The sequence below is a fragment of the Shewanella sp. SM21 genome, from assembly GCF_025654335.1.
Classification (GTDB): domain Bacteria; phylum Pseudomonadota; class Gammaproteobacteria; order Enterobacterales; family Shewanellaceae; genus Shewanella; species Shewanella oncorhynchi.
Genome location: NZ_JAKKRL010000002.1, coordinates 217,337 through 229,189, shown reverse-complemented (window position 1 = coordinate 229,189; position 11,853 = coordinate 217,337). Strand labels below are relative to the sequence as shown.

At 47.1% G+C, this 11,853-nt stretch carries 11 protein-coding genes; 9 read left to right on the top strand and 2 right to left on the bottom strand.

From position 1 onward, the window contains the following. The first annotated feature begins 110 nt into the window (after positions 1 to 110). The 8 genes from rsxA (at position 111) to gloA (ending at position 8,087) form a co-directional block, all read left to right on the top strand. Positions 111 to 689: an electron transport complex subunit RsxA gene (gene rsxA, locus L5L94_RS03070; RefSeq protein ID WP_006081543.1), complete on the top strand. Its 579-nt coding sequence runs from the start codon at positions 111 to 113 to the stop codon at positions 687 to 689. A gap of 1 nt (position 690) precedes the next feature. Continuing rightward, entirely contained in the window at positions 691 to 1,305 is a 615-nt protein-coding gene (gene rsxB / locus L5L94_RS03065) for an electron transport complex subunit RsxB (protein WP_263161094.1), read from the top strand. Continuing rightward, positions 1,299 to 3,872, top strand: coding sequence for an electron transport complex subunit RsxC (rsxC, locus tag L5L94_RS03060; RefSeq protein WP_263161092.1), 2,574 nt, complete (start codon positions 1,299 to 1,301; stop codon positions 3,870 to 3,872). Before rsxB ends, rsxC begins: the two co-directional genes overlap by 7 nt. A 26-nt stretch (positions 3,873 to 3,898) precedes the next feature. Beyond that, entirely contained in the window at positions 3,899 to 4,948 is a 1,050-nt protein-coding gene (rsxD, locus tag L5L94_RS03055; protein ID WP_263141916.1) for an electron transport complex subunit RsxD, read from the top strand. Positions 4,949 to 5,022: 74 nt separating this feature from the next. Beyond that, entirely contained in the window at positions 5,023 to 5,661 is a 639-nt protein-coding gene (gene rsxG, locus L5L94_RS03050) for an electron transport complex subunit RsxG (RefSeq protein ID WP_219250459.1), read from the top strand. After that, on the top strand, positions 5,654 to 6,352 hold the full coding sequence (locus tag L5L94_RS03045) for an electron transport complex subunit E (protein WP_028760019.1): 699 nt from the start codon (positions 5,654 to 5,656) through the stop codon (positions 6,350 to 6,352). Before rsxG ends, L5L94_RS03045 begins: the two co-directional genes overlap by 8 nt. Before the next feature lie 192 nt (positions 6,353 to 6,544). Continuing rightward, entirely contained in the window at positions 6,545 to 7,186 is a 642-nt protein-coding gene (nth, locus tag L5L94_RS03040) for an endonuclease III (RefSeq protein ID WP_263161087.1), read from the top strand. Between the two features lie 490 nt (positions 7,187 to 7,676). Further along, positions 7,677 to 8,087 (top strand): lactoylglutathione lyase, encoded by a 411-nt coding sequence (gene gloA, locus L5L94_RS03035; protein WP_006087315.1) that lies wholly within the window; start codon positions 7,677 to 7,679, stop codon positions 8,085 to 8,087. A 158-nt stretch (positions 8,088 to 8,245) separates the two neighbouring features. Here gloA and msrQ read toward each other — a convergent pair whose 3' ends face one another. Both msrQ and msrP read right to left on the bottom strand, forming a co-directional pair. Further along, positions 8,246 to 8,908, bottom strand: a complete 663-nt coding sequence (gene msrQ, locus L5L94_RS03030) for a protein-methionine-sulfoxide reductase heme-binding subunit MsrQ (protein ID WP_105252441.1) — start codon at positions 8,906 to 8,908, stop codon at positions 8,246 to 8,248. Positions 8,909 to 8,954: 46 nt separating this feature from the next. Further along, positions 8,955 to 9,989, bottom strand: a complete 1,035-nt coding sequence (msrP, locus tag L5L94_RS03025) for a protein-methionine-sulfoxide reductase catalytic subunit MsrP (RefSeq protein WP_028760022.1) — start codon at positions 9,987 to 9,989, stop codon at positions 8,955 to 8,957. A 253-nt stretch (positions 9,990 to 10,242) separates the two neighbouring features. On the opposite strand from msrP, the gene rmuC reads away from it, so the two are divergent. Beyond that, the gene (gene rmuC, locus L5L94_RS03020; RefSeq protein ID WP_263161084.1) at positions 10,243 to 11,817 is read left to right on the top strand and encodes a DNA recombination protein RmuC; all 1,575 of its coding nucleotides are present in this window, start codon (positions 10,243 to 10,245) and stop codon (positions 11,815 to 11,817) included. The last annotated feature ends 36 nt before the right edge of the window (positions 11,818 to 11,853 follow it).

Here is an 11,853-nt window from a genome sequence, read left to right as displayed (position 1 = left end):
ATTCGTCGCCAAAATTTACAGTAAAGATGGTTAACCCTGCATTCTATATGTTGTTTATGCAAACGGAAAAGTCGATAATACGGCCAAGATCCGTTTAGAAAAGTATTGAGATGACTGAATATCTCCTCTTGTTGATCAGTACAGTACTGGTCAACAATTTCGTTTTAGTGAAATTCTTAGGCTTGTGTCCTTTCATGGGGGTCTCCAGTAAACTGGAGTCCGCTATTGGCATGTCTATGGCGACCACTTTTGTGCTGACGTTAGCCTCTATTCTCAGTTACCTCGTCAACCAGTATCTATTATTACCCTTTGATCTGAGCTACCTGCGAACCATGAGCTTCATTTTAGTGATTGCGGTTGTGGTGCAATTTACTGAAATGGTGGTGCAAAAAACCAGTGCTGCACTGCATCGGGCTTTAGGGATTTACCTGCCGCTGATCACAACTAACTGTGCTGTGTTGGGTGTTGCCCTATTGAACGTTAACGAGAAGCACGATTTTATCCAATCGGCTATCTATGGCTTTGGTGCTGCGTTAGGCTTCTCATTAGTGTTAATTCTCTTCTCGGCGATGCGCGAACGTTTAGCTGCCGCAGATGTCCCCTTACCTTTCAAAGGCGGCGCCATAGCGATGATCACCGCAGGTCTTATGTCCCTCGCCTTTATGGGATTCACAGGATTGGTTAAGTAAGATGTCCGGAATTTTAATTGCAGTCATATTATTGACCCTATTGGCATTAGTCTTTGGGCTATTACTCGGTTTTGCCGCCGTTAAATTTAAGGTTGAAGGCAATCCGATTGTTGATGAACTCGAAGCGATTCTGCCACAAACCCAATGTGGTCAATGTGGTTACCCTGGCTGTCGCCCTTATGCTGAAGCGATTGCCAACGGTGATAAAGTCAACAAATGCCCTCCCGGCGGCACTGCCACCATGGAAAAACTGGCGACCCTGATGGGCGTCGAGCCAGAGCCGCTGAATGCCGAGGCACAATCTCAAGTGAAAAAGGTCGCCTACATACGTGAAGACGAATGTATTGGCTGCACTAAGTGTATTCAAGCCTGCCCCGTGGATGCGATTATCGGTGCAGGTAAGCTTATGCATACTGTGCTGACAACCGATTGCACGGGTTGCGATCTCTGTGTTGAGCCTTGTCCCGTCGATTGTATTGATATGATCCCAGTCACCCAGAATCTTAAAAATTGGAACTGGCGCTTAAATGCCATCCCAGTGACTCTCATCCAAGAGACTCTCATTAAAGATATTCAGATCCAAGACCCACAGTTAGAAGAGGAAAAGCGGTGTTAACTTTATTAGATCAATTAGATAAAGGAACCCTTTGGCGCTCACCCGGTGGTATACATCCACCCGAAGTCAAATTCCTCTCGAACGCGACGCCGATTAGCCAACTGCCCTTAGCCGATACGTACTTAGTGCCCATCCCTCAAGTCGGTGAAAACTGCACACTTGCGGTAAACATCGGCGATAGCGTATTAAAAGGCACGCCGTTAACGCAAGGCACCTCCATTTGGCATTTACCTGTGCATGCGCCGACATCAGGCACTATCGTTGCCATTGAGCCAAGGACCAGTAACCATGCTTCAGCATTGCCAGTTAACACTTGCGTTATCCAAGCCGATGGCAAAGACACTTGGTGTGAGCTGGTGCAAAATGAGCTTGATGACTTAAGCCATCAACAGATGATCGATAAGATCCGTGCTGCTGGCATTGCAGGCATGGGCGGCGCGGCGTTTCCAACTCATATTAAGCTTAATCCGGTCAGTGAAATTGATTTAGTCATTATCAACGGTGTCGAATGCGAACCTTATATCAGCGCAGATGACAGATTAATGCGCGAATACAGCCAAGATATCCTCGCCGGCATTGGCATTATTCATCGGCTATTAACGCCAAAACGCATTGTTATCGCCATTGAAGATAATAAGCCAGAAGCGGCCAAAGCCATGCAAGCTGCAGTCGTCCAATGTGGGCTCCCAGCCGACAGCATTCGGGTAACCGTCATTCCGACAAAATATCCTTCTGGTGGTGAAAAGCAGTTAATTCAAATCATTACTGGCCGCGAAGTGCCCTCAGGCGCTATTCCCGCCAAACTTGGTATCGTCGTGCATAACGTCGGCACTGCCTTTGCGATTCATCAAGCGGTTACCCAAGGTAAACCGCTGATTGAGCGCGTTGTGACTGTGACGGGCAAAAATGTCGGTAAACCGGGGAACTACTGGTTACCGATAGGCACACCAGTTGAGCATGTGCTAAGTGCGACTGAGTTCATGCCAGAGCCTGAACAAAAGGTGATTATTGGCGGGCCTATGATGGGCCATGCGTTGGCGAATATCCAAGTGCCTATTTTAAAAGGTACTAACTGTATTCTGGTACCAAGCAGCCAAGAAATAGGAACTACGCCAGAAGAAAAAGCCTGTATCCGCTGCGGCGAATGCGCCAATGCCTGCCCTGCACTCCTATTGCCACAGCAACTCTTTTGGCACGCCAAGGCCGAAGAATATGACAAAGCTGCCAGCTACAATCTAAAGGATTGTATTGAATGCGGTTGTTGTAGTTACGTCTGCCCGAGTGATATTCCTTTAGTCGAGTATTACCGCATTGCCAAATCTGCACTTAAACAAGCCGCCGATGAAAAGCAGCAAGCGGAGCGCGCTAAACAGCGTTTCGATGCCCGTTTAGCGCGTCTTGAAGAAGAAAAGCTTGCCCGTGAAGCTAAGGCCAAAGAAGCCGCACAGCGCCGACAAGCAACTATGACAGGCACAGATAAAAATGCCGTCGCCGAAGCCATGGCACGGATCGCCGCGAAAAAAGCCGCAGCGGCACAATCAGCAACTGAAGAGTTGTCGACTGAAGAATCATTGAATCATCAATCAAACGTAATAAGCACTGATACGACAGACGCGCCCAAGGGTAAAGCTGCCGTTGCCGCAGCCATCGCCCGCGCTAAGGCGAAGAAAGCCGCCCAAGTGAATGCCAATGGTGCTAATACAAACGATGTGGTGAATGTTACTGCAAGTGATGAATCCTTCTTAGCAACAGATGCAATCGCGCAAGAAGCGCCGTTATCTCAGAAGGACAAAGTCGCCGCGGCCATTGCTCGCGCCAAAGCTAAAAAGGCGGCTCAGCAAGCCGATACCGCGCCGCTTGAAACGACTGAAACGGCTGACAGCACACCAGAAGCCAGCGCTGCCGATGATAAAAAGGCCAAAGTGGCTGCCGCAGTCGCGCGGGCAAAAGCCAAGAAAGCGGCGCAGCAAGCAGAAACCGCCGCTAGTGATATTGAAGTTAGCAATACTGACGTTAGCGTTAGTGATGTTAGCGTTAGTGACGTTAATGATGCTGAAGCGATTAAGAAAGCCAAAGTAGCCGCCGCGGTTGCCCGTGCTAAAGTGAAAAAAGCCGCGCAGCAAGCTGAGACAAATGCTGACAATGATTTAACTCAGACCGCGACTCCAGCACTTGATTCCGCAGCTAGCGTTCAAGCAGATGTGAATGATGATACAGAAGCAGCCGCTACTGACGTTAACGACGCTGAAGCGATTAAAAAGGCCAAAGTGGCCGCAGCTGTTGCTCGTGCTAAAGCGAAGAAAATAGCTGCGGCATCAGCAGCTGAGTCTGAAATAGAGTCCGTTGACGACATTCAAACTAAAGCTAACGTGGCATCGCCGTCGATAGCAGCAGCCAAACCTGAAGCCGTTTTACCATCCGCAGAACCCATTGAAACGGCAGCCTTATCAGGCGATGAGCTTAAAAAAGCACGGATTGCTGCGACCATAGCCAAGGCAAAAGCCAAAAAAGCGGCTCTCGCTCAACAAACCGAAGCTTCGAGCGATTCAAGTGTTGCTAATGATTAAGAACAGAATGATAAAAAGGGAACACAATGGCGTTTAAAATAGCCTCATCACCCCATGTTACACGTAATTTGCATACCTCAACTGTGATGCAAAGGGTGATTTTATGTTTACTGCCGGGCCTTGTGGTGCAATGCGCCTTTTTTGGCTGGGGCACGCTTGTTCAAGTGCTGCTTGCGATTATAGTTGCCCTAAGCTGTGAGGCTGCGGTGATGAAACTTCGCAATCGTAATATCAAAGCCAGCCTTAGCGATAACAGCGCCATGCTGACCGCAATCTTGATTGGTGTCGCCATTCCTCCCCTAGCACCTTGGTGGATGATCGTCATGGGCACCGCCTTTGCGATCGTTATCGTTAAGCACCTTTACGGCGGTTTAGGCCATAACCTGTTTAACCCTGCAATGGCGGCGTATGTATTGCTGCTAATCTCATTCCCAGTGCAAATGACCACTTGGATAGCACCGAGTACCGTTGCGCTGCATTCGCCTAGCCTAGCTGAGAGCTTGCAACTTATCTTCAACATTGGCGCCCACGTTAACTTGGAACAGTTTCGTTTAGGGATAGACGGCATCGCAATGGCGACGCCACTCGATACCCTTAAAACCAATTTATCCCTAGGATTAACCACCACCGAAAGCCTGACTAAAGCCATTTTTGATGGCAGCACAGGCGTAGGTTGGTTCTGGGTGAATTTAGCTTATCTGGCTGGTGGTTTAGTGTTACTTAAACTAAAAGCCATTCGTTGGCACATCAGTACTGGCGTGTTATTGGGGCTCTTTGTTGCATCGAGTATCGGTTTCTTACTGTCGCCCGATACCCAAGGCAGTCCCCTATTACATTTGTTTTCTGGCGCGACCATGTTAGCGGCATTTTTTATCGCAACCGATCCCGTCACAGCAGCAACCAGCCCCCGTGGTCGCATTATTTTCGGCGCGTTAATTGGTGTGTTGGTGTACATCATCCGCATTAAAGGCGGTTACCCTGACGCCTTTGCCTTTGCCGTGTTATTGGCTAACCTCTGCGCCCCCTTTATTGACTACTATGTGCGGCCACGCACCTATGGTCATTCAGCTAGCTAAGGCCATTTAGCGGACTACCGTCATGCTACAAGATAATGTCATTCTGCTGGCAACGAGAGCTTAAGGAAAAAGAGTTGAAAAATCCGATGATTAAAAATGGTTTTTTATTGGCACTGTTTGCCTTGATCTGCACGGGTCTCGTCGCCGCGGTCAATCAACAAACCTTTGACAAGATTAAGCAGCAAGAACAACAGGAATTGATGCGAGTATTGCAACAATTAATCCCTGATGAAATACATGATAACGAGCTTACCGCTCAGTGTACCTTGCTTTTAAACAAAGAAGCATTAGGCACGGATAGTCCAATGCCTGCCTATATTGCTACCCATTCAGGCAAGCCTGTCGCTATCGCCATGGAAGCCATAGCACCCGATGGCTATAGCGGTAATATCAAATTAATTGTTGGAATTAATATCCAAGGTGAAGTCTTAGGCGTACGTACCTTGTCCCACCAAGAAACCCCTGGGCTGGGTGACAAAATTGAACTACGTAAATCGAATTGGGTCACTCAGTTTGTTGGTAAAGTGTTGGGCTCTGCAGATGATAAGCAATGGTTAGTTAAAAAAGATGGCGGCGATTTTGACCAATTTACCGGTGCAACCATCACCCCGCGCGCTTATGTTAAAGCAGTCAAAAACGCGGTATGGTATTTCAGCACTAACCAAGCACAAATTTTCAGCCAGCCGCTAAATTGTGAGGCCAACCATGACTAATTATCGCGAAATTGCGTGGCAAGGACTGTGGAAAAACAACCCAGGCCTAGTGCAACTGTTAGGTTTATGTCCGCTACTTGCGGTTACAGCAACGATCACTAACGCCCTTGGCCTTGGTCTAGCCACTATGCTGGTGCTGATTGGCTCTAACATTTTGGTGTCACTGGTGCGCGACTATGTGCCCAAAGAAATTCGTATTCCTGTGTTTGTGATGATCATCGCCGCGCTAGTCACCACAGTGCAACTGCTCATCAATGCCTATGCCTACGGCCTGTATTTATCTCTTGGGATCTTCCTGCCATTAATTGTGACGAACTGCATCATCATCGGCCGCGCCGAAGCCTTTGCCTCCCGCAATAATGCGTTTAGTGCCGCCTTCGATGGTCTAATGATGGGCCTTGGTTTTACTTTAGTGCTTACAGTGCTGGGCGCAACGCGGGAAATCTTAGGTCAAGGCACACTGTTTGATGGTGCGGATCAACTGCTCGGCCCATGGGCTAAATCGTTAACCATGCATCTATGGCAAGTCGATACCCCATTTCTCCTTGCTATGTTGCCACCCGGCGCATTTATCGTGATGGGATTATTGATTGCATTGAAAAATGTGATTGATAAAAAAGTCAAAGAACGCCAACCTCAAGTCGCCGCAGAACCGAGTGTTACCCGCGCACGGATCACTAAGGTAGGTTAGGCTTTCAAGTAACGACAGGCATTATGGCGCTCGTGTTAACGCGTTTAATGTGTGCCTAGCACATGATTAGCGGCAAAACTCAAAGCATAAGAAAATCAGCGAACGTGGGTTGTAAACTCATCAATCATCATTAATAAGATAGTAATAATGAACGGTTGAGAGTTGAACCCCACCACAGCGCAGGAATCGTACATGAATCAAGAAAAACGTATCCAGATCCTCACTCGTCTTCGCGATAACAATCCCAAACCTGAAACCGAACTCAATTTTTCAAGTCCCTTCGAACTGCTAGTGGCAGTGACGTTATCGGCCCAAGCAACAGATGTGAGCGTCAACAAGGTAACAGACAAGCTCTTTCCTGTGGCAAACACAGCCCACAGCATTTATGCCCTTGGCGTAGAAGGTTTAAAGCAATACATAAAAACCATAGGCTTATATAACAACAAAGCCATCAATGTGATCAAAGCCTGCGAGATCTTGATTGAAAAGTACAATGGCGAAGTACCAGAAAACCGCGAAGCCCTAGAGTCTCTGCCCGGCGTTGGCCGCAAGACGGCTAACGTGGTACTAAACACTGCCTTTGGTTGGCCAACCATCGCCGTCGACACCCATATTTTCCGCCTCGCCAATCGCACTAAATTCGCGCCCGGCAAGAACGTAGTCGAAGTGGAAGAGAAAATGCTAAAAGTCGTGCCGGCAGAATTTAAAGTCGATGTGCACCACTGGTTTATCCTGCATGGCCGCTACACTTGCCTTGCGCGCAAACCCCGCTGTGGCAGCTGTATCATTGAAGACTTGTGTGAATTTAAAGAAAAAATATACCCTGAAGAATAAGCTTCGAATCAACTGAGTGGAGCAAATTGACGTTTCAGTGTTGTTTTCACATTGATTAGACTGGATTCAGACAAACAAAAAGCCGCAATAGCGGCTTTTTTGCTTAACTTGGAACTGGGTTAACTCAAACTTGTATTAGTCGTTAAAACATTGAAACAAAGAACGCACTGAAAAATATAGCAATTACAACTGTGGTGCCTAAAGCCATTTTAAGTTCGGTGTTCATCATTCACTCTCCTAGTTGGTATGGCTACATTATTATCAACCCAGTGATAAAAACCCATGTTTGTCTCTGTGTTTTGTGAGCGATAGCCAATTTATCGGCAATTTTCTCTTCTAAATCCTGAAAATCCCTCTTACAGACATTCATTTCCCTATCCTAAGCTTTAATCTGGGTCAAGCGCTGTAAAAACAATGGCTGACATTTATCGAGGTCCATCTACGGATTTTTGGTATACTCCACCCCGTAATCTATTTAGAGAGAGGACCTATGTCGCAACTATTACATACTATGATCCGCGTCGGTAACTTAGAACGCAGTATTGCTTTTTATACTGAAGTGCTCGGCATGAAACTACTTCGCACCTCTGAAAATCCAGAGTACAAATATTCTTTAGCTTTCGTGGGTTATGGTGAAGAATCCACAGGCCAAGCCGTAGTTGAACTGACCTATAACTGGGGCACTGACAAATACGATTTAGGCACAGGCTTTGGCCACTTAGCGATTGGTGATGAAGATATCTATGCCCGTTGCGCAGCGATTGCCGCAGCCGGTGGCAAAGTGACTCGTGCTCCAGGTCCTGTCGCAGGTGGTACCACTGAGATTGCGTTTGTTGAAGATCCAGACGGTTATAAAATTGAGTTCATTCAAATGAAATCAGCGACTCAAGGTTTAGGTTAAGTCCTGCTAACTGAACCCGAAAAATAGCTGAGCAAGACTATTTATTCAGCGACAAATGCCGGATCTTCATTCGGCATTTTTGTTTTTATACTTTAGATCTCACGTTAGGCACAAAGAAACATAAATCAAGCCAGTGATTTACTGCTCGCGCCATGCGTCTAAACCGACTTTATCGAAGCTTTATCTTGTGTCAGCTTACGCTCGGTTTTGTTCGCCACTTTACGGCTGAAATGACGTTTAAACCAAGGCGTGCGCCACAGCAGCAACACACTAAAACCTACGATATACAGACTCGGCTCGATGATTTCCGATTTTACCGACCAGTAAAAATGGATTGGCGCTAATATCGCGACTAAATACACCCCATTATGCAAGGTTTGCCAACGACGTCCCATCTTGCGCATCAAGGCTTTAAACGAAGTTATCGCCAAAGCGGTGACGATAAGATAAGCCACTGCGCCGACTAAAATGTACGGCCGTTTTACCACTTCACTAAACAGTAATTCCCAAGCAAATAACAGATCTAAACTAAAAAACGCCAAGATATGCAAGGTGGCATAGGCAAACACATATAACCCCACTAAACGGCGGGTCTGCATCAACAACCCTTGCTTGGTCAACTTGGCAATCGGTGAGATCAGTAAGGTCGCCGCTAGCGCATTTAATGCGCCTATGCCTGTGTAGTGAATAATGTGCTGCACGGGATCGCCACCCGCACGGCCAAGCACCACAGTGAGCACAAGGTAGACGATTGGCACTAAACCCAACAAATGAAATAACGCCTTTAGCCAAAACAAGTGCTTAGCGGTTAATCTCAACATAGGTTGTCCCCGCTTAATGGCGAATATCCAAACAACAAACCAATCATCAATAGTATTTCCTCAGATCCATGCCGTCATACAGTGAAGCCACAAACTCGCCGTAACCGTTGAACGGCTGGGTATCGATGCGGGTTGCTGAAAACAATCCCCCCTCGCCGATACGACGCTCTGTGGCTTGCGACCAGCGTGGATGATCCACCGCCGGATTAACGTTGGCATAAAATCCATACTCGTGTGAGGCAAGCTGATTCCAGCTGGTCGGCGGTTGTTTATCCATAACGCGAATTCGCACGATTGATTTAATGCTCTTAAAGCCGTATTTCCACGGCACCACTAAGCGAATGGGCGCGCCGTTCTGCGGTGGCAAGGTTTTACCGTACAAACCCACCGACATTAAGGTTAAATCGTTCATAGCTTCGGCTATCGTGAGGCCTTCAACATAGGGATAATGAATACCTCCCCCCATTAATCGGCTCTTCTGCCCCGGCATTTGCTCGGGATCAAAAGCGGTTTCGAAGGCGACATATTTGCCCTTGCTAGTTACACCCACTTTTTTCAATAATGCCGCCAGCGGGAACCCTACCCAAGGGATCACCATGGACCAAGCTTCAACGCAGCGCAGGCGATAGTTACGCTCCTCAAGCGGGAACATTTTAGTCAGATCATTAAAATCTAAAGTCATGGGCCGTTCAACTTCACCTTCGATACGCAGTTGCCAAGGATCGACTTTAAAACCTTGGGCATTATTGAAGGGATCTTGCTTGTCCGTACCAAATTCGTAGAAATTATTATGCTGCGTCACTTTATCAAACGGGGTTAACACATCGGCGTCACCGTACTGCTTATTGGATTGAAACGTCAGTGGCGTAGTGATAAATGAGGACTTAGGTTGATCGCCAAATAGATCGAATAATCCAGCCTGCACATAACCGGGCACGCTGGCACCGATAGCACCGAGTCCCATGGCTTTTACAATTTGCCGACGCGAGCGAAATACTGCTTCGGGCGTCACTTGGTTGTCTTGCATGTGCCACTGCGCTTTTTTAAGAATACCTGGGGTAAAACGGGAATGTTTAGCCAATTGACACCTCTACCATCCAATGATTAAAGCCACCGAGTCGCGATAAAAATCTTCTCTGGCGCTAGTCTGTATCGCTCACTCTTATATAGACAGGTAAAAGCCAGAAAAACTTTCCACCCGTGAATAAATTCACCTTAAACGTATAAGACTTGCTCATTCAAGCATTAAGCGCAGATATAGTTGATTAAAGGGCTTGAAGCCTGTTGGGGGGCATGCGAACCTAAGCGCCAAAGCTAAAGGAGTGCTATTGATCATGCCATTTTCTCAATCTTTTTCTGTCGCCGAAATCATCGGCCTTCTCGCCATTGCCTTCTTAGGCCTGTTGATCGGTGCTCTACTCAATCAAAGACTCACCCGCCAACGCTGGCAACTACACAAAGACCAACTTGAGCAAGAAATGCGTCAAGTAAATGAAGATGCAGAATTATCCTTAGCACAACAGCAAATTTTGGTCGATGACAAAGAAGCGCAATTACGTCAATACCAGCAACGCCTTGAGCTCAAAATTGAACAACTGGGCAAAGCCGAGGCCTTAGCCGAACGCGTTCCCACCTTAGAGCAGCAATTAAATGATAGCCAGCGCCGTCAGTTAGAGATCCAATTAGCCCTGTCGAAATCCAATGCCATGCAGCAAACCATTCAAGCCAAGGCCGATGCCCAGCAAGAATCGCTGCAGGATAAAATTGCCAGCTTAGAATCGGCCGAAGTGCGTTTGCAAACCCAATTTGAAAACCTCGCAAACCGTATTTTTGAAGAACGTAGCGAAAACTTTAAGCACCAAAATGCCAGCCAACTCGAAGGCGTGCTTGGGCCATTAAAACAACAGCTAGAAGGATTCAGACAACAAATTCGTGAATCCTACACCCACGAACAATCCGAACGCAGCGCCCTTAAACATCAACTTGAGCACCTGCGGGAGCTCAACCTGAAGATGAGCCAAGATGCCATCAACCTGACCAAAGCGCTCAAGGGCGATAACAAACAGCAAGGTAACTGGGGTGAAGTGATCCTCGATCGCGTACTGCAGGAAAGCGGCCTACGTGAAGGCCATGAGTACCATACTCAGCAAGATCTCAAGGATGATAGCGGTAAACGCTTTAAGCCGGATGTGATTGTGCATCTGCCAGAAAATAAAGATGTGGTCATCGATGCTAAGATGTCGTTGGTCAGTTATGAGCGCTACTTCAACAGTGAAGATCCGGCACTGCGCCAACAGGCCATTAACGAGCATGTCATTTCAATTCGCAGTCACATTAAAGGCTTAAGTCAAAAAGATTATCAACATCTGCACGGGCTTAAGAGTCTCGATTATGTGTTGATGTTTATTCCTATCGAACCGGCATTTCTACTGGCATTGGAGCATGATCCTAGCCTAGTCAATTTTGCCCTTGAGCAAAATATCATGCTCGTTAGTCCAACGAATTTGTTGGTGGCCCTGCGCACAATTAACAATATTTGGCGCTACGAATATCAAAATCAACACGCACAAACCATTGCAAAACAAGCGGGTCGAATTTACGACAAGTTATGTGGTTATATTGAAGACATGGAAAAACTCGGCCGCGCCTTAGATAATGCGGAGAAAACCTATCACAGTGCAATGAACAAGCTGTCATCGGGCAAAGGCAACCTAGTGCGTCAAGCCCATTTAATGCAGCAGCTCGGGGTCGATACCAGCAAACAACTGGATAAAATGCTGCTAGAAAAAGCGCTCAGTGAAGCCCAAGACGATAACGACACTCAGGATGACGACGCTGAACTTAATCTGTCGCATACCCGCGATCCTAAGGACACAGAACTCGAGCCTGTCGAGTGCGATGATAGATAACAAGAATTGAACACCCATTAATTACCTCAAATCGAT

Coding starts and splice junctions, on each gene's coding strand:
- msrQ (WP_105252441.1), bottom strand. CDS start 8,908: ATGTTGAGATTAACCGCTAAGCACTTGTTTTGGCTAAAGGCGTTATTT.
- L5L94_RS03045 (WP_028760019.1), top strand. CDS start 5,654: ATGACTAATTATCGCGAAATTGCGTGGCAAGGACTGTGGAAAAACAAC.
- rsxA (WP_006081543.1), top strand. CDS start 111: ATGACTGAATATCTCCTCTTGTTGATCAGTACAGTACTGGTCAACAAT.
- rmuC (WP_263161084.1), top strand. CDS start 10,243: ATGCCATTTTCTCAATCTTTTTCTGTCGCCGAAATCATCGGCCTTCTC.
- rsxB (WP_263161094.1), top strand. CDS start 691: ATGTCCGGAATTTTAATTGCAGTCATATTATTGACCCTATTGGCATTA.
- rsxD (WP_263141916.1), top strand. CDS start 3,899: ATGGCGTTTAAAATAGCCTCATCACCCCATGTTACACGTAATTTGCAT.
- gloA (WP_006087315.1), top strand. CDS start 7,677: ATGTCGCAACTATTACATACTATGATCCGCGTCGGTAACTTAGAACGC.
- nth (WP_263161087.1), top strand. CDS start 6,545: ATGAATCAAGAAAAACGTATCCAGATCCTCACTCGTCTTCGCGATAAC.